This window comes from Isoptericola sp. NPDC056134, assembly GCF_042264825.1.
Taxonomy (GTDB): Bacteria; Actinomycetota; Actinomycetes; order Actinomycetales; family Cellulomonadaceae; genus Isoptericola; species Isoptericola nanjingensis.
In genome coordinates this window covers 255322-272998 of record NZ_JBHJVM010000002.1, presented here as the reverse complement: position 1 = coordinate 272998, position 17677 = coordinate 255322, and the positions used below count along the sequence as shown (strand labels likewise).

Here is a 17677-nt window from a genome sequence, read left to right as displayed (position 1 = left end):
CCCTTCGTGGTCGTCGGCTCGGTCTGGTTGGTCTCGGTCACGTGCGTCACCGTCGCTCTCTGATCTGTTCCGCATGCCCTGCGGCATGTTCCGCGTCCGCCGGCCGTCGCGATCGACGGACCGGCAGGTCGGGCGGGTGCGCGCCCGGTGGTCCTGTGTCGCCCTCCGCGCATCCTGGCACCGGACGGCGGCTCCCGCCCCGTCAGCGGGCGGGCGCGGGCGGGTACGCGAAGGCCCGACCGCACCGCGCACGGTGCGGTCGGGCCTGAGCGCTGGGAGGCGTCAGCTGCCGACGCGGAAGCGGACGAAGCCGAGCAGGGCGCCGCCGGTGGTGGCGACGTGCTTGGCGACGGTCGTCTTCGTGTCCTTGGCCAGCGGCTGGTCCACGAGGACGGCGTCCTTGAAGAAGCCGTTGAGGCGACCCTCGACGATCTTCGGGAGCGCGGCCTCGGGCTTGCCCTCGGCGATCGAGACCTCGCGCGCGATCTCGCGCTCCTTCTCGACGACGTCCGCGGGGACGTCCTCGCGGGACAGGAACCGGGGCGCCAGCGCGGCGATGTGCTGCGCGACGTCCTTGGCGACCGGCTCGGCGGCGTCGTCGGTGGCGACGAGCACGCCGATCGACGGCGGCAGGTCCTTGGCCGTCTTGTGCAGGTAGGTCGTCACCTTGGGGGCCTCGAGGCGGGCCACGCGACGCAGCACGACCTTCTCCCCCATCGTGGCGCCCTGGGCGGCGATCGTGTCGGCCACGGTGCCCTCGGCGGCCGGGGCGGCGAGGCCGGACTCGGCGTCCGTGGCACCCGCGGCGGCGACGGCCTCGAGGACCGCGTCGGCGAGCGCGATGAACTTCTCGTTCTTGACGACGAAGTCCGTCTCGGCGTCGAGCTCGATCATCGTGGCGACCTGGCCGGCCGCGGAGTCGGCGACCTTGACGGCCACGAGGCCCTCGGTGGTCGCGTTGCCCTCGCGCTTGGCGGCGCGGGCCAGACCCTTCTTGCGGATGATCTCGATCGCCTGGTCGGTGTTGCCGTCAGCCTCGTCGAGCGCCTTCTTGACGTCGAGCATGCCGGCACCGGTGCGCTCGCGCAGCGCCTTGATGTCAGCGGCGGTGTAGTTCGCCATGGATGTCCTCCGTGCTGGTTCGAGGTCCGCCCGGACCCGGTCGGGGTGCCGGGCGGAGTGGGTCGTGCGGCGGTCCGCGGGCCGGTCACCCGGGGGTGACCGGCCCGCGAGGACTCACTCGGACTTCTCGGCGGCCTGCTCGCCCTCGGCGGCAGGCGTCTCCTCGGCGGCGGGGGCCTCCTCGGCGGCCGGGGCGGCCTCGGTCGCCTCGGCGGCCTCGGTCGCCTCGGCGGCCGGCGCCTCCTCGGCGGCGGGGGCCTCGGCCTGTGCGGCCTCGGCACCGGCCAGGAGCTCACGCTCCCACTCGGCCAGCGGCTCGGCCTCGGCGGTCTCCGCGGCCTCGCCCTTCTTGCCGGAGTGGCGCTGCAGCAGGCCCTCGGCCGCGGCGTCGGCGATCACGCGGGTGAGCAGCGTGACGGAGCGGATCGCGTCGTCGTTGCCCGGGATGGCGTAGTCGACGTCGTCGGGGTCGCAGTTGGTGTCGAGGATCGCGACGACGGGGATGCCCAGCTTCTTCGCCTCGTTGACGGCCAGGTGCTCCTTGTTCGTGTCCACGATCCAGACCGCCGAGGGGGTCTTGGCCATGTCACGGATGCCGCCCAGCGTGCGCGCGAGCTTGTCCTTCTCGCGACGCAGGACGAGGAGCTCCTTCTTCGTCAGCGCCGAACCGGCGACGTCGTCGAAGTCGATCTCCTCGAGCTCCTTGAGGCGCTGGAGGCGCTTGTGCACGGTGGTGAAGTTGGTGAGCATGCCACCGAGCCAGCGGTGGTTCACGTACGGCATGCCGACGCGGGCGGCCTGCTCGGCCACGGGCTCCTGCGCCTGCTTCTTGGTGCCGACGAACAGGATGCTGCCGCCGTGGGCGACGGTCTCCTTGACGAACTCGTAGGCGCGGTCGATGTACGACAGCGACTGCTGCAGGTCGACGATGTAGATGCCGTTGCGCTCCGTGAAGATGAACCGCTTCATCTTCGGGTTCCAACGGCGGGTCTGGTGTCCGAAGTGGACACCGCTCTCGAGGAGCTGGCGCATGGTCACGACGGCCATGACACGTCCTTTCGCCGCGTGCGCCGGATCCTCCGGGCTGCACGCGCGTCGGGCGACCGGGCTGCTGCTGCAGGCTCCGGTCGCGGTACTCGGTTCGTCGGTGACGGGCATCGGGCCCGGCACCCCTGGCGTCACGCCGGGTCGGCACCGTTCCCAGGGGACCCGGGGACGGACCGCTGCCGACGCGGCCGCACCCTGCACCCGGCGGGCCGGGTCGCGGGGCGCGTGCGTGACGCGCGATGTCGACCGGTTCGCGTCCGCTCCCCCGGCCGGCGAGCCCGCAGGACGTCGAGGACGGTCCACGGGATCCACCGGGATGAATCGGGGGGCGAGGCGCAAGCCGATCGCGGCAGCCAGTCTACCCGACGGTTCCGGGCCTCTCTGCCCACCGGCGATCGCCCACCTGCCGCACCGCCCGACGCGGCCGGCGCCACCCGGCGGATGACGCGGCGCGGGGCGCGAACGCCTCGAGCCTGCCCCCAGGAGTCGGCCGCCGCGGGCGATCCACAGCGCTTCGGCCGACGCTCGAAGCGGTCCGCCTGCTCCGCCAGCCTGCTCCCATGAAGCTTCCCACCACGACCGTCCGGGCACCGGCCCGCCGTGGCCGGCAGGTCGGTCGTGCCACCGCGTGCCCCGTCGGGTCGTCCGTCCCCGCCACGACGGTCGCCAGACCCCTCATGAGACTCGTCATCGGGCTCGCCACGGTCGGCGTCGTGGGCCTCCTGGCCGCCGCGCCGCTCGCCGGCGCGGCGCCTCCGGTCCCGGCCCTGCACGCTGACGGCGACGGCGGCGGATGGACGCGTCCCGTGCCCGGCGACGTCGTGCACCCGTTCGACCCTCCCGCCGAGGAGTGGGCCGCGGGCCACCGCGGGGTGGACCTCGCCGCCGCGACGGGCGAGCGGGTGCGGTCACCGGCCACGGGAACGGTGTCGTTCGCCGGGCAGGTCGCCGGCAAGCCCGTCGTGGTGGTCGCGCACCCCGGTGGCCTGCGGTCCACGTTCGAGCCCGTCACCGCCTCAGTGGGTCTCGGCGACCCGGTGGCCGCGGGCGACGTCGTGGGCGCGCTCACCGCCGGGCCGGGGCACTGCGCGCCCGCCGGGTGCCTGCACTGGGGCGTCCTGCGCGGCGAGGTGTACCTCGACCCGCTCGCGCTGCTCGGCCAGGCGCCACCGATCGTGCTGCTGCCCGGCGGTCCGTGAGCGGAGGCGGGCGCGCCGGTCGGGCCGACGCTCACGAGCCTGTACCGACGGACGGGACGGGCGAACGGAGGCCCGCACAGCTCAGGCGCGCGGGAACGCCTGCACGAACACCTGGCGCAGCCGCTCGTCGTCCACGTGGGTGTACCGCTGCGTGGTGCCGAGGTCGGAGTGCCCCAGCACCTCCTGGACGGACCGCAGGTCCGAGCCGCCCTGCAGCAGGTGCGTCGCCGCGGAGTGCCGCAGCGCGTGCGGGGCCACGTCCTCCACGCCCGCCTGGGCCGCGAGCTGATGCACCGCGTCGCGGACCTGTCGCTGCCCCCAGCGGCCACCGCGCGCCCCCAGGAGGAGCGCGGCCCCGGACGTCGGCTGCAGCAGGGCCGGCCGGCCGTGCGCCAGCCACTCGGACACCGCGCGCGCCGCCGGGACGCCGAACGGCACCACCCGCTCCTTGCCGCCCTTGCCGAGCACCCGCACGAGACGGTCCGTGAGGTCGACGGCAGGCACGTCCACCTGCACCAGCTCGCCGACGCGGATGCCGCTGCCGTACAGGAGCTCGGACGCGGCCCACGCGCGCAGGGCCGCGGGGCGATCCTCCGGCTCCGCGGCGTGCGCGACCTCGCGGGCGGTGTCGAGCAGCGTCGCGGCCGCGTCCGCGCTCAGCACCGTCGGCAGGGTCCGCGACACCTTCGGGCTCGCCAACCGCACCGTCGGGTCCGTCTGCACCAGCCCCACGCGGTACGCCCACCGCAGGAAGGTCCGCGCCGCGGCGCCGCGACGGGCGATCGTCGCCCGGGCCAGGCCGCGCTCGGCCTGCGCGGCGAGCCAGCCGCGCAGCACGACCACGTCGACCCCCGGCAGGCCGTCGACCCCGTGCCGCACCGCGTACCGCAGGAGCGACCCGACGTCGGCACGGTACGCACGACGCGTGTGCGCCGAGTGCCCGCGCTGGACCTCGAGATACTCGTCGAAACGCGCCAGCGCCCCCGCGAGCGGCGCCGGCAGCGGCGGCAGGTCCGGATCGGTGTCCATCCAGGTCAGTGTGCCCCTGAGCCGTCTCGGGACGGGTGAGGCGCCGCGCGTGTCGAGGTCGTCCACCGGTGCGACACCCCTCGTGCGCCCCCCTGGCGGACGACCTCTCGCACCGGCCCGCCGCCTCAGCCGTTCGACGTCGTCCTGCCCGCCCCGCCGTCGGCGCGGCGGACCCGGCGCCACCGGCCGGCCTCCTGGGCGGCGAGCCCGTGCAGCTCGAGTGCACCGAGACCGGCGAGCAGCTCGCCCGGGGCGAGGCCGGCCACCCGTGCCAGCGCGTCCAGGGCGGTCGCGCCCCGTGCCGGCAGCGCGTCCCACACCTCGCGCGCGCGCTCGCCGAGGGCCTCGACCTCCGCCGGCATCCGTCGGCGCGACAGCGCACGGGCGGCGCGCCCCGGTACGGGAGCCCCGTCGTGCGGGGCCGGCGCCGCCTCGCCGTCGTACGGACCGGCGAGCTCGGCCACCTCGGCGGCGTCCGTCACGCAGACCGCCGCCCCGTCCCGCAGGAGCGCGTGGCACCCGGTCGAGGTCCCCGACGTCACCGGGCCGGGCACGGCACCGAGGGGGCGCAGCAGTCGCGTCGCGTGCCGTGCCGTCGACAGCGCCCCCGACCGCCAGGCGGCCTCCACCACGACGGTCGCGCACGACACGGCGGCGATGATCCGGTTGCGGGCGAGGAAGCGCTGCTTGAACGGTGCCGACCCGGGCGGGACCTCGCTCACCACCGCACCCGCGCCGTCCGCCAGGCGTCGCAGGAGATCCTGGTTGCCCGGCGGGTAGAAGCGGTCCACGCCGCCGGCGAGCACCGCCAGGGTGGCAGCCCCGCCGGCGACCGCACCGCGATGGGCCGCGGCGTCGATCCCGTACGCCCCGCCCGACACGACGGCAAAGCCGCGGTCGGCGACACCGGCCGCCAGGTCCGCCGCCACGTGGTCCCCGTAGGCGCTCGACGCCCGCGCCCCGACGAGTGCGACCGACCGCTCCGTCAGCGCGGCGAGATCGGCGTCGCCGCGCACCCACAGGGCGAAGGGCTCTTCCGGGCCCAGCGCGGCGAGCCGGGCCGGCCAGCGTGCGTCCCCGGGCACCAGCAGCGTGCCGCCGAGCCGTTCGAGGACCCGCAGCTCCCGCCGCGGGTCGAGCCGCTCGAGCCGCGGCGCCCACCGGGCGACCCCCTCCATGAGCCGGTCGGCCGCGACCTCGCTGCCCAGCGGCTCGACCGCGGACCCCCGCAGGGCGCGTGCCGGGTCGCGGACCGCGTCGACGACCCACTCCAGCGCCGCCGGGGCCCCGAGGTGCGTGACGAGGGCGCCCGCCACCGCGTCGGCCGGCTCGGCCAACCGGCTCCACGCGGCGCGGGCGAGCACCGGGTCGTCCGCCGCGAAGGGCAGCCCTCCGGCGCCGAGCGACCGCGTCGCGGTCGGTCTCGGTTCCGCGGCCGGCCCCACGACCGCCCCCACGACTGGCTCCACTGCCGGCTCACGCATGGCTCCCCCTCGTGCGCATCGTCACGGCCGTGGAGACGTCGTCGACCGTCGGTGCGGCGCGCCCCGCGAGGTCGGCGTGCGTCCACGCGATCCGCAGCACTCGGTCGGCCCCGCGCAGGCTGAGCACCCCCCGGTCGACCATCTGCTCGATCGGCTGCAGCACCCCCGGTGCTCGTGACCGCTCCCGCAACCACCGCCCGGGCACCTCCGCGTTCGTGGTCCAGGGTGTCCCGGCCAGCCGCTCGCGGGCTGCGGCCCGCGCCTGGGCGACCCGGGCCGCGACCACCGCCGACGACTCCCCCTCCGACCGTGCCGTCCGTTCCGCCCGCGTCACGGGCAGGACCTCCACCTGAAGGTCGACGCGGTCGAGCAGCGGCCCCGACAGACGACCGAAGTACCGGCGCTTCGCCATGGGCGTGCAGGAGCAGTCCAGCCCTTTGTTCACCGACGCCATCCCGCACGGGCAGGGGTTCGCCGCCAGCACCAGCTGGAAGCGTGCCGGGTAGCGGGCGGCTCCCCCGGAGCGGTGCAGCACCAGCTCCCCCTGCTCGAGCGGCTGGCGCAGCGTCTCCAGCACGCGGGACGGGAACTCGGGGGCCTCGTCCAGGAGCAGCACCCCCCGGTGCGCGCGGGACACCGCGCCGGGCCGGGCCAGGCCGCTGCCCCCGCCGACGATCGCCGCCGGGGTGGCCGTGTGGTGCGGGTCCTCGAAGGGCGGGCGCGTCAGGAGGCCGTTCCCGGGGTCGAACGTCCCGGCCACCGAGTGCACGGACGTCACCTCCACGGCCTCGGAGGGCGTGAGGTCCGGCAGGATGCCCGGCAGCCTGGCGGCGAGCATGGTCTTGCCCGCACCCGGTGGCCCGACCAGGAGCAGATGGTGCCCACCGGCGGCCGCGACCTCGAGCGCCATCCTCGCGTGCACCTGCCCGACCACCTCCGCGAGGTCCCCCGGCGACCGGCGTGGCGCGGACTGCCGCGCCGCCCGGACCGGGTCCAGCACCGGCGGCTCGGCGAGCTCGCCGCCGTGGAGCAGCACCACCTCGGCCAGGCTCGACGCCGCGTGGACGCGCGCACCGGGGACCAGCCGGGCCTCGTCCGCGTCCCCGGTCGCGACCACGACGTCGGGGCACCCCGCCTCGACGGCCGCGGCGACCGCAGGGAGCACCCCGCGCACGGGCTGGAGGCGCCCGTCGAGGCCGAGCTCCGCCAGGTGCACCACCCGGTCCAGCCCGGCCCGGGGTACCACGCCGTCCCCCGCGAGCACGGCGACCGCGATGGCGACGTCGAACGACGAACCGGACTTGCGCAGCGACGCGGGCGACAGGTTGACGGTGATCTTGCGGTGCGGCCACTTGATGCCGGTGGAGAGCACCGCGGCCCGCACCCGCTCGCGCGACTCGTTGAGCGCCGTGTCCGGCAGCCCCACCAGCGTGAACCCGGGGACGGACGCCGCGAGCTGCGCCTGCACCTCCACGACGTGCCCGGTCAGCCCGGTGAGGGCGACCGCCGCCGTCGTCCCGAGGCCCATCAGAGCACCCCCACGAGGTGCTCGACCTGCGCGGCGCCCGCCCGCGGCAGCACCACGGCCACCACGTCGACCCGGATCTCGCGGCAGCGCACGTCCCGGTGCTCCACCAGCCACTGCCCCGTGAGCCGGCGGATCCGGGACAGCTTGGCGGCCGTCACCGCCTCCGCGGGGTGGCCGAACGCGGTGCCCCGTCGCGTCTTCACCTCGATCGCGACCAGCACGTCGCCGTCACGCGCGACGAGGTCGAGCTCGCCTCCCGTGCCGTGCCAGTTGCGCTCGAGCACCTCCATGCCCTGCGCCTCGACGTGGCGCGCGGCCACCCGCTCCCCGTACCGCCCGACGGCGTCCTTCGCCCGCATCGAACCACCTCCGCGGGGAAGCCTCGCGGCCCGGTGCAGGGCCGACGCGCACGCGGACGGTGTCCTGTGGACGAGGGGCGCAGGGGGGCCGCCTGGGGGCAGCCTCCGTGCCTACCGGCGCCTCGTGGCGTCGACAGGGAGCGAGCTACAGGGCGAGCTCGGCCTTCGCGAGCTCCTCCACGTTGACGTCCTTGAACGTCACCACGCGCACCGACTTCACGAACCGCGCGGAGCGGTAGACGTCCCATACCCACGCGTCGGCCAGCCGGAGCTCGAAGTAGACCTCGCCGGCGGCGGACCGCACCTGCAGGTCCACCTGGTTGGCGAGGTAGAACCGCCGCTCCGTCTCCACGACGTACGAGAACAGGCCCACCACGTCGCGGTACTCGCGGTACAGCGCGAGCTCCATCTCGGTCTCGTAGTTCTCGAGGTCTTCGGCGCTCACAGGGCCATCATCCCATCGGGCGGGTCGAGGGCGAGGCCTGCGGCGGGCGTGCCGGACGCCGGGACCGCGCCGTCGTCCGCGAGGGCGCGCAGGTTCCACGACCGGCGGTGCTGCGGCGTCGGGCCGAGCCGGCGCAGCGCGTCCAGGTGGGCGGGCGCCGAGTACCCCTTGTTCTGGTCCCACGCGTACGCCGGGTACTGGCGCGCCAGACGCACGAGCAGCCCGTCGCGCTCCACCTTGGCGAGCACGCTCGCGGCCGCGACCGACGAGCACTGCAGGTCCGCCTTGACGAGGGTGCGCACCCCCGGCTCCGGCGCCTCGGGCCCGAGGGGGTCGAGGGCCGCCGCCTCGAACAGGTCGACGTCGCCCCGGCTCAGCCAGTCGTGCGAGCCGTCGAGGAGCACCACGTCCACGTCGCCGCACGTCCGCCGGACCTGGGCCAGTGCCCGCCGCCCGGCGAGCCGCAGCGCGGCCACGATCCCGTGCGCGTCGATCTCCGCCGGCCCCGCGTGCCCGACGGCCCACGCGACCCCCCAGCGCTGCAGCTGCGGCACCATCGCGACCCGCGCCGCCGGGGTGAGGAGCTTCGAGTCGGTCAGCCCCTGGGGCGCCGTCCGCGTCGCCGCGTCCACGACGACGACCCCCACGCTCACGGGCCCGGCGAGGGAGCCGCGCCCCACCTCGTCCATGCCCGCGACCAGCCGTGCGCCTCCTGTGAGCAGCGCACGCTCCTGGCGCAGCGTCGGGCTCCGGCGCTGCTTGGCGCCGGCGCCGGCCGTGCGGCGGCGGGGCGGCGTGGGCCGGCGCACCGTCTCCGGCCCGGACGTCGCCCGGACGGGCTCGGCGCCGGCCTGCCCTGCGTCCTGCTCGGGGCCGCGCTCGACCAGCGACGTCACGGCTCCGGGACCTTCGCGAAGACGTCGCCCGGGTTGCGCAGGAGCTTCGCGTCGCCCAGCGGCCACACGGTGGCGAACGCCGACCCGACGACGTTGTCCATCGGCACGAACCCGCCGCCGGGCTTGCCCGTGTTGTAGCGGGAGTCCTGCGAGTTCTGCCGGTTGTCGCCCATGACGAACAGGAAGCCGTCGGGCACGACCGTGTCGAACGGGTCCTGGCTCGGCACCGAGCCCGGCTTGATGTACGACTCCTCGTCGATCGGCTCGCCGTTGATGCTCACGCGGCCCTGGTCGTCGCAGCACGTCACGTGGTCGCCGGGCGTCCCGACGACCCGCTTGATCAGGTGGTCGCCCGTCTCCTGCGGCAGCAGCCCCACGAACGTCAGGACGTTCGTCACCGCCTGCCCCACGGGGGTCCGCTCGGGCGGCTCGTACGGCGGCAGCCAGCCGCCGGGGTCCTTGAACACCACGATGTCGCCACGGTGGACGTCGAACACGTCCGGCACCATGCGCGAGACCATCACCCGGTCGCCGATCTCCAGCGTGTCCTCCATCGACCCGCTGGGGATGTAGAACGCCTGCACCAGGAACGTCTTGATGAGCCACGACAGGACCAGCGCGCTGACCACGATGATCGCGGTCTCGCGCAGGACGCCGAGCCCGCGACTCGGGGTCGGGCCCTCGGCGGGGGCGGGGCGGCCCGCTCCGACCACGGCGTCGAAGCCCTCGACCCCGTCGCCGGAGCCGCTGCCCGCGGGGTCGTGGGGACGGGGATCGCGCGCGCTGGGCCGGTCTGTCACGGGATCGGAGTCTGCCACGCCCTCACTCTTTCACTCGCCACCGTCCACGGCGAAACCGCGACAGGCCCCCGCTCGCGCTCCGGCGGCGGCCCCGGCCGACCCCGGGGACGACGACGGACGGGCGGCCCTGCCATCGGCAGGAACCGCCCGTCCGGGGGTGCGCGTCAGCGCGTCGCGACGCGGCGCATCACGCCGCACGGCCTCACTTCGAGGTCGGCGCGGTCTCGCGCTTCTCGCGGATCTTCGCCTTCTTGCCGCGCAGGTTGCGCAGGTAGTACAGCTTCGCCCGGCGGACGACGCCGCGGGAGACGACCTCGATCGAGTCGATGGTCGGGGCGTGCAGGGGGAACGTCCGCTCCACGCCGACGCCGAAGCTGATCTTGCGGACGGTGAACGTCTCGCGGACGCCGCCGCCCTGGCGCGCGATGACGATGCCCTGGAACGCCTGGACGCGCGAGCGGTTGCCCTCGACGACCTTGACGTTGACCTTGACGGTGTCGCCGGCGCGGAAGTCCGGGACGTCGGAGCGCAGCGAGGCTGCGTCGACGGAGTCGAGCGTGTGCATGGTGGTCTCCCCGCCCTGCCACAGGTCAGGAGCAAGATCGTGGCGCGCCCGCAGGGGCACGCGGAATCTGACGTGTCGGTGGGTGCGTCGGCTCCTCGACCAGGCGGGCTGACCAGCAGCCCGTCGTGACCTCCCCTGTGGCAGAGGCCGGGTCGGCGAACGCACCAGCGCCCTATTCTGCCACACGTCCCGGCGCGGACCCCGGCTCGGGCTCCGCCGCGGGACGGAGGCGTCCGTCACGCACCTCCCAGCCGAGGCCGGCGAGGACGGCGCGGTCCGCCTTGTCCAGCGACGCGGGGTCGAGCGCGGCCACCATGTCGGGGCGCCGTGCGGCGGTCCGCTCCAGCGCCCGGTCGCGACGCCAGCGCTCGATCCGGGCGTGGTGGCCGGACAGGAGCACCTCGGGCACCTCGAGCCCCGCCCACTCCGGCGGCTTCGTGTACACCGGGTACTCCAGCAGGCCGGCTGCGCCGTGCGACTCCTCGACCAGCGAGTGCGGGTTGCCGACGACGCCCGGCAGCAGCCGCCCGAACGCCTCGATCATCACGAGCGCGGCCACCTCCCCGCCGTTGAGCACGTAGTCGCCGATGGACAGCTCGCTGACGCGGTGGCCGGCGGCGCGGGTGCGCTCGGCGACGCGTGCGTCGATGCCCTCGTACCGCCCGCACGCGATGACCACGTGCTCCTCGGCCGCCAGCGCCTCCGCGTGCCGCTGCGTGAAGACGTCGCCCGACGGCGTCGGCACGACCAGGTGCCCGCCCCCGCCCGCCGGCAGGACGTCGTCGAGCGCCCGCCCCCAGACGTCCGGGCGCATGACCATGCCCGCTCCCCCGCCGAACGGGGTGTCGTCGACCGTGCGGTGCCGGTCGGTGGTCCAGTCCCGCAGGTCGTGCACCCGCAGGTCGAGCAGCCCGGCCTTGCGCGCCTTGCCGACCAGCGACAGGTCCAGCGCGGCGAGGTAGTCGGGGAAGATCGAGACGACGTCGACGCGCACGTCAGCCCTCGCCCTGGGCGTCGTCCGCCCGGTCGACGACGGCGGACGCCGCGTCCCTGGCGAGCAGCCCGCCGGGGGGCGTCAGGACGACGCGCCCGCCCGCGACGTCGACCTCCGGCACGATGGCGCGGACGAACGGTACGAGCGTGCGCTCGCCGCCGGTCTCCCGCACGACGAGCGCGTCGTGCGCCGGAAGGTGCTCGAGGCCGGTCACCTCGCCGACCACGGTCCCGTCCTCGAGCTCGGCCCGCAGGCCCTGGAGCTCGTGCGGGTACCAGGCGTCCTCCTCGTCGGAGACGTCGGCCTCGACGACGAGCTCGACGCCCCGCAGCGCCTCGGCCGCGGTGCGGTCGGCCACCTCCGCGAAGGACACGAGCCAGCGGCCCTGGTGCACCCGCGCGGCGGTCACCGTGAGGGGCCCGGCCTCGGCCGGCTCGGTCGCGAGGGTGAGCCCCACCGCGAGCCGTTCCTCGGGGTTGTCGGTGCGCAGGTCGAGGCCGACCTCGCCCCGGAGCCCGTGCGCCCGCCCGACGCGCGCCACCACCAGCTGCATGACCACTCCTGTCTCGAACTGTTCTCGTGGGCCGGTGACCACCGGTCCCAGCATGCCTCGCGGCAGACGACGAGGCCCGGCCCCACTCTCGGTGGGGTCGGGCCTCGTCAGTGCTACGGCAGCGGGTGCGGCACGCGTCAGCGCCGGTCGACGTCCACGACGTCGACCCGCACGGGGCCGTCCGTCGCGAGGGCGCCGACCACCGTGCGCAGCGCCTTCGCCGTCCGTCCGCCCCGGCCGATCACGCGGCCGAGGTCGTCGGGGTGCACCCGCACCTCGAGCAGGTCGCCCCGGCGCTGCGTCCGCGAAGCCACCCGGACGTCGTCCGGGTTGTCCACGATGCCGCGCACCAGGTGCTCGAGGGCCTCGGCGAGCATCAGGCCTCGGCCTCAGCCTCGGTGGCCTCGGCCGCCGGCTCCTCGGCCTTCTTCTCGGCAGCCTTCGCCTTGGCCTTCTCGGCCTCGGCGGCGACGGCCTCGACCGCGGCGGCGCTGTCGGCCTTCGCGGTCTTGGTCTTGAGGGTGCCCTCGGCGCCCGGAAGACCCTTGAACTTCTGCCAGTCACCGGTGATCTTGAGCAGCGCGGCGACCTGCTCGGTCGGCTGCGCACCGACGCCGAGCCAGTACTGCGCCCGCTCGGACTTGATCTCGATGAACGACGGCTCCTCGGTCGGGTGGTACTTCCCGATCTCCTCGATGACGCGCCCGTCGCGCTTGGAGCGCGAGTCGGCCACGACGACGCGGTAGTACGGGGCCCGGATCTTGCCGAGGCGCTTCAGACGAATCTTGACGGCCACTGTGGTGGTGTCTCCTGGTTCTGGTGGGGCGACCTCACGCGCCGCCGGGTGGGGTCCTGGCGGTGTCCGGAGGTCAGGAACGCGACCTGCGCAGGAGAGAGGGGCCTGGGCACGCCGAGTACCCCGCCATTGTGCCAGACCGGGCGTGCCCGCTCCAACCACGGGTGACGCACCTCTCGCCCCGGCGCGGGGAGGTCAGCCGCGGACGACCTGCCCGCGCAGCACGACGGCGGTCGGGTGCCGCAGCACCTCGATGTCCTCGCGCGGGTCGGCGGGGTAGACCACCAGGTCCGCGCTGGACCCCTCGACGAGGGCGCCGAAGCCCAGCAGCTCGCGCGCCCGCCAGGTCGCCATCGCGACGACGTCGGCGGCGGGGATGCCGGCCGCGACCAGCTCGGCGCACTCGTCCACGACCCGCCCGTGCCCGAGCGTGCCGCCGGCGTCGGTCCCGACGAGCAGGGGCACGCCCGCCTCGTGGAGCGCGCGCACGTGCTCGTACCGGCGGGCGTGCATGCGCCGCATCCGCGCCGCGTACTCCGGGTACTTCCCCTCCGCCCGCCGGGCGATCTCCTCGAAGCGGGCCACCTGGAGCAGCGTGGGGGTCACGGGGATGCGCCGCGCCGCGACCTCGTCCACGAGCGCCCCCATGACGCCCGTCCCGTGCTCGATGCCGTCCACGCCCGCGGCGAGCAGGTCGGGCACGACCTCCTCGGAGAAGGCGTGCACCGTGACGCGCGCGGCCTCCGCGTGCGCGGCGGCGACCGCCTCCGTGAGCACGTCGCGCGGCCACAGCGGGCCGAGGTCGCCCGCCTCGCGGTCGATCCAGTCCCCGACCAGCTTGACCCAGCCGTCCGCGCGGCGCGCCTGGGCGCGCACCGCGTCGGGGAGCGCTCCCACGTCGTCGAGCTCGAGGCCGAAGCCCCGCAGGTAGCGCTTGGGGCGTGCCAGGTGCCGGCCGGCGCGCACGAGGCGCGGCAGGTCGGGGCGCTCCTGGACCCAGGACGTGTCCACGGGCGAGCCCGCGTCGCGCACGAGCAGGACGCCGGAGTCGCGGTCGGCGACGGCCTGGGCCTCCGCCGTCGCCTGGTCGACCGCGCCGTCGGGGCCGAGGCCCACGTGGCAGTGCACGTCCACCAGACCCGGCAGCACCCAGCCCTCGAGCTCGCGGGTGGCGCTGCCCTGCGGCGACGGGCGGGTCAGGCTGACCCGGCCGTCGCGCACCCACATCTCGCCGACGTCGCGATCGTGACCGAGCAGGACGTGGCCGGTGACGTGCAGCGGGACGTGCGGGGCAGACATGGTCGAAGGTTACCGAGTCGGGGGGCCGGGCCGTGGAGGCCGGTCCGTGCGCCTCAGCGTCCGCCGAGCAGCTTGTCGAGCCCGTCCGGCAGCTGGAGCTTCGAGAGGTCCTGCTCGGCCGGCTCCTCGCCGCCCATCCCGAACGCGGAGCCCTGCGGGGACGGCTTCGCGGCGGGGCCGCCGAGCGCACGCTGCAGGGCCTCGCGCTCCTGCTGCGCCCGCTTCGCGGGGTTGCCGGACTTGCCCTTGACCTTCTTCGAGGGCGCCTGCTTGCCGCGCGACTTCTTGCCCCCGCCCGGCATCCCCGGCATCCCCGGGACGCCGCCAGGCATGCCCGGCATGCCGCCGCCCTTGCTCATCTGGCGCATCATCTTCTGCGCCTGCGTGAACCGCTCGAGGAGCTGGTTGACGGCCGTCGTCGTCTGGCCGGAGCCCCGCGCGATGCGCGCGCGGCGCGAGCCGTTGATGATCTTGGGGTTGTCGCGCTCGGCGGGCGTCATCGACTGGATGAGGGCCTGGACCCGGTCGACCTCCCGCTCGTCGAAGTTCTCGAGCTGCTCGCGCATCTGCCCCATGCCGGGCATCATCCCGAGCATCTTCTTCATGGAGCCGAGCTTCTTCATCTGCTGCATCTGCACCAGGAAGTCGGACAGCGTGAAGTCCTCGCCCTTCTCCACCTTGGCCGCCATCTTGGCGGCCTCCTCGGCGTCGAAGGCCTTCTCTGCCTGCTCGATGAGGGTGAGCACGTCACCCATGTCGAGGATGCGCGACGCCATGCGGTCGGGGTGGAAGACCTCGAAGTCGGTGAGCTTCTCACCGGTCGAGGCGAACATGATGGGGCGGCCCGTCACCGTCGCCACGGAGAGGGCGGCACCGCCGCGCGCGTCTCCGTCGAGCTTGGACAGGACGACGCCGGTGAAGTCGACGCCCTCCTCGAAGGCCTTCGCCGTGGCGACGGCGTCCTGGCCGATCATCGCGTCGATGACGAACAGGACCTCGTCGGGCTGCACGGCGTCGCGGATGTCCGAGGCCTGCTGCATGAGCACCTGGTCGACGCCCAGGCGGCCCGCGGTGTCGACGATGACGACGTCGTGCTGCTTGACCTTCGCCTCGGCGACACCGTCACGGGCCACGCCCACGGGGTCGCCGATGACGACGTCCGTCTCCGCGCCCTGGTTGCCCGGGTGCGGCGCGTAGACCGGGACGCCGGCCCGCTCAGCCACGACGGAGAGCTGGGTCACCGCGTTGGGGCGTTGCAGGTCGGCGGCGACCAGCAGCGGCGTGTGGCCCTGCTCCTTGAGCGCCAGCGCCAGCTTGCCGGCGAGGGTCGTCTTGCCGGCGCCCTGGAGGCCGGCGAGCATGATGACCGTCGGCGGCGTCTTCGAGAGCTGCAGCGGCCGGGTCTGGCCGCCGAGGATCGACACGAGCTCGTCGTTGACGATCTTCACGACCTGCTGCGCCGGGTTCAGCGCGCCGGACACCTCGGCGGACAGCGCACGCTCGCGCACCGCGGAGGTGAACTCGCGCACGACGGGCACGGCGACGTCGGCGTCGAGGAGCGCCCGACGGATCTCGCGCACGGTCGCGTCGATGTCCGCCTCGGAGAGCCGACCCCGCCCGCGCAGGTTCTTGAACGTCGCGGTGAGCCGGTCCGACAGGGAGTTGAACACCAGGCAGGTCCTTAGGAGAGGTCGTCGTGGGGTGCGGCCACCTAGCCTACCGTCCGACGGCGAGCGCCCGACGGGCCCGCCCCGTGAGGTCGTCCACGAGGCTCGCGCGCCACGCCGTCCATCCCGCCGGGCCCAGCGACGACGAGTCCGCCTCCGTGACCACGCGCACCACCTCGAGCAGGTCGCCGCGGTGCTCGAGCGCGTCGAGGAGCTCCGCCACCGTGGCCGGGTCCTCGAGGTCGGCCGTGGTCGCGAGGCGCGCGAGGGTGAGGTGGTGGCGCACGACGAGGCCGACGTCGCGCGCCGTGTCCTCGCCGAACCCCGTCCGGAGCACGATGCCGGGGGCGACGCGGGCACCCTCCACGGAGTGGTCGGGCTCGACGGCGCCGCGGCGCTTGCCGATGTCGTGCAGCAGGGCGCCGAGCAGGAGCTGGTCCGTCGGCGCCGCCGCGACGCCCCCGTCCGCCGCGACCTGGCGGCGCACCCGGACGGCGCGCGCCGCCGTCTCCACCAGGTGCCGGTCCACGGTGTGCCGGTGGACCGCGGCCCGCTGGGGGCGGTTGCGCACGGCCGCCCACTCGGGGATCCAGGTCGTGACGACGCCGGCCAGGTCGAGCGCCTCCCAGACCGGCACCTGGGCCGGCCCCGCGCCGAGCAGCGTGAGCAGCGCGGAGCGCGCGGCGGGCGGCCACGGCGCGGGCGGCGGCGGGGACTCCGCGAGCGACTGCACGGTCACGGGCGAGAGCACGAGACCGGTGCGCGCCGCGGTGGCCGCCGCCCGCAGCGGCAGCAGCGGGTCCTCGGCCGGCTGCGCCCCCACGGCCAGCACCAGCTCGCCGTCGTGCTCCACGAGGCCGTCGCCCACCGACCGCAGCCGCGGCGCGGACCGGCGCCCCCGGACCATGACGGGCCGGCGGACCGCGGGACGCTGCAGCGCCTGCCGGGCGCGGCGCACGGTGGAGTCCAGCGCGTAGGAGATCTCCCGACCGGCCTCGGCGAGGCTGGCCAGCAGCTCGTCGGGGTCGTCGTACCCGCAGCGGGCGGCCACCTCGTCGAGGTCGGCGAGCAGCAGCTTGGTGGAGCGGCGCCGCGTCACGACGTGCACCGCGTCCCGCACGTCCAGCAGGTGCGCGTACGCCCGGTCCACGCGGCCGTGCGGGCGGTCGGTGAGCCACGTGGCCGCGAGCGCCGACAGCAGGACGGCGTCGCGGATGCCGCCGCGCGACTCCTTGAGGTCCGGCTCGATGAGGTACGCCAGCTCCCCCGCGCGCTCGGCCCGGTCGCGGGCGCTGTGCAGCAGCTCGGGCAGCCGGCGGCGGGACGCCGAGCGCCAGTCGGTGAGGATCGCGGAGGCCGCGCGGTGGACGACGACCGCGTCCCCCGCCACGGGCCGCACGTCCAGCCAGCCGACGGCGGCGGGCAGGTCGGTGGACGCGAGCCGACGCGTCTGGCTCAGCGAGCGCACGGCGTGGTCGACGTCGACGCCGGAGTCCCACAGCGGGTACCACAGCGCGTCGGCGACGCGGGCGAGCTCGTCGGGCTTGTGGGTGCGGCCGTCGTGCACGAGCACGAGGTCGAGGTCCGACAGCGGGCCGAGCTCGCCGCGGCCGAGGCTGCCGACGGCGGCCAGCGCGAGGCCCGTCGGGTCGACGTCGGCCGTGGCGGTCTCGTACAGGGGGGTGAGCCGGTCGGTGACGAGCTGCTGCAGGGCCGTGCGGCGCGCGACCCCCGACCGGCCGGGGCCGGTCAGGCCGTCGGCGGCGGCGAGCAGGTCCGCGCGCAGGGGGCCCACCGCAGGGGTCGTGGTGGCGCCGTCGTCGACGCGCGAACCCCGCACCCCGGCGTCCGGGGTGCGGGGCTCGGTCGCGCCCGGCTGGTCGTCCGGGAGCAC

General features: G+C 75.4%; 18 protein-coding genes. 1 reads left to right on the top strand and 17 read right to left on the bottom strand.

Annotation, left to right across the window (positions count from 1 at the left end):
- Positions 1-282 precede the first annotated feature (282 nt).
- Positions 283-1122, bottom strand: a complete 840-nt coding sequence (tsf, locus tag ACFCZN_RS03685; protein ID WP_429762280.1) for a translation elongation factor Ts — start codon at positions 1120-1122, stop codon at positions 283-285.
- 114 nt (positions 1123-1236) lie between these two features.
- Complete coding sequence (gene rpsB / locus ACFCZN_RS03680) at positions 1237-2169, bottom strand: 30S ribosomal protein S2 (RefSeq protein ID WP_430555844.1); 933 nt, start codon at positions 2167-2169, stop codon at positions 1237-1239.
- A 560-nt stretch (positions 2170-2729) separates the two neighbouring features.
- Here rpsB and ACFCZN_RS03675 point away from each other — a divergent pair.
- Complete coding sequence (locus tag ACFCZN_RS03675; protein WP_430555843.1) at positions 2730-3368, top strand: murein hydrolase activator EnvC family protein; 639 nt, start codon at positions 2730-2732, stop codon at positions 3366-3368.
- Positions 3369-3449: 81 nt separating this feature from the next.
- Here ACFCZN_RS03675 and ACFCZN_RS03670 read toward each other — a convergent pair whose 3' ends face one another.
- The 15 genes from ACFCZN_RS03670 to ACFCZN_RS03600 all read right to left on the bottom strand — a co-directional run bounded on the left by ACFCZN_RS03670 (position 3450) and on the right by ACFCZN_RS03600 (position 17677).
- Complete coding sequence (locus ACFCZN_RS03670) at positions 3450-4397, bottom strand: tyrosine recombinase XerC (protein ID WP_430555842.1); 948 nt, start codon at positions 4395-4397, stop codon at positions 3450-3452.
- A 125-nt stretch (positions 4398-4522) separates the two neighbouring features.
- Positions 4523-5881, bottom strand: coding sequence for a DNA-processing protein DprA (dprA, locus tag ACFCZN_RS03665; RefSeq protein WP_430555841.1), 1359 nt, complete (start codon positions 5879-5881; stop codon positions 4523-4525).
- The gene (locus tag ACFCZN_RS03660; RefSeq protein ID WP_430555840.1) at positions 5874-7409 is read right to left on the bottom strand and encodes a YifB family Mg chelatase-like AAA ATPase; all 1536 of its coding nucleotides are present in this window, start codon (positions 7407-7409) and stop codon (positions 5874-5876) included. The genes dprA and ACFCZN_RS03660 overlap by 8 nt, the downstream gene beginning before the upstream one ends.
- Positions 7409-7768, bottom strand: coding sequence for a YraN family protein (locus tag ACFCZN_RS03655; RefSeq protein ID WP_430555839.1), 360 nt, complete (start codon positions 7766-7768; stop codon positions 7409-7411). The genes ACFCZN_RS03660 and ACFCZN_RS03655 overlap by 1 nt, the downstream gene beginning before the upstream one ends.
- 145 nt (positions 7769-7913) lie before the next feature.
- On the bottom strand, positions 7914-8213 hold the full coding sequence (locus tag ACFCZN_RS03650) for a DUF2469 domain-containing protein (RefSeq protein WP_013838354.1): 300 nt from the start codon (positions 8211-8213) through the stop codon (positions 7914-7916).
- The gene (locus tag ACFCZN_RS03645; RefSeq protein ID WP_429762678.1) at positions 8210-9022 is read right to left on the bottom strand and encodes a ribonuclease HII; all 813 of its coding nucleotides are present in this window, start codon (positions 9020-9022) and stop codon (positions 8210-8212) included. The genes ACFCZN_RS03650 and ACFCZN_RS03645 overlap by 4 nt, the downstream gene beginning before the upstream one ends.
- Positions 9023-9105: 83 nt before the next feature.
- On the bottom strand, positions 9106-9909 hold the full coding sequence (lepB, locus tag ACFCZN_RS03640; RefSeq protein WP_429762292.1) for a signal peptidase I: 804 nt from the start codon (positions 9907-9909) through the stop codon (positions 9106-9108).
- 202 nt (positions 9910-10111) lie between these two features.
- Positions 10112-10474: a 50S ribosomal protein L19 gene (gene rplS / locus ACFCZN_RS03635; protein ID WP_429762293.1), complete on the bottom strand. Its 363-nt coding sequence runs from the start codon at positions 10472-10474 to the stop codon at positions 10112-10114.
- A gap of 172 nt (positions 10475-10646) precedes the next feature.
- Positions 10647-11468, bottom strand: a complete 822-nt coding sequence (gene trmD / locus ACFCZN_RS03630; RefSeq protein WP_429762294.1) for a tRNA (guanosine(37)-N1)-methyltransferase TrmD — start codon at positions 11466-11468, stop codon at positions 10647-10649.
- 1 nt (position 11469) lies between these two features.
- Positions 11470-12021, bottom strand: coding sequence for a ribosome maturation factor RimM (gene rimM / locus ACFCZN_RS03625; RefSeq protein WP_430555838.1), 552 nt, complete (start codon positions 12019-12021; stop codon positions 11470-11472).
- A gap of 137 nt (positions 12022-12158) precedes the next feature.
- Complete coding sequence (locus ACFCZN_RS03620; RefSeq protein WP_429728397.1) at positions 12159-12398, bottom strand: RNA-binding protein; 240 nt, start codon at positions 12396-12398, stop codon at positions 12159-12161.
- Positions 12398-12817 (bottom strand): 30S ribosomal protein S16, encoded by a 420-nt coding sequence (gene rpsP, locus ACFCZN_RS03615; RefSeq protein ID WP_429762296.1) that lies wholly within the window; start codon positions 12815-12817, stop codon positions 12398-12400. The genes ACFCZN_RS03620 and rpsP overlap by 1 nt, the downstream gene beginning before the upstream one ends.
- A gap of 195 nt (positions 12818-13012) precedes the next feature.
- Entirely contained in the window at positions 13013-14116 is a 1104-nt protein-coding gene (locus ACFCZN_RS03610; protein WP_430555837.1) for an amidohydrolase family protein, read from the bottom strand.
- Positions 14117-14169: 53 nt separating this feature from the next.
- The gene (gene ffh / locus ACFCZN_RS03605) at positions 14170-15786 is read right to left on the bottom strand and encodes a signal recognition particle protein (RefSeq protein ID WP_430555836.1); all 1617 of its coding nucleotides are present in this window, start codon (positions 15784-15786) and stop codon (positions 14170-14172) included.
- 46 nt (positions 15787-15832) lie between these two features.
- Positions 15833-17677: an HD domain-containing protein gene (locus tag ACFCZN_RS03600; protein ID WP_430555835.1), complete on the bottom strand. Its 1845-nt coding sequence runs from the start codon at positions 17675-17677 to the stop codon at positions 15833-15835.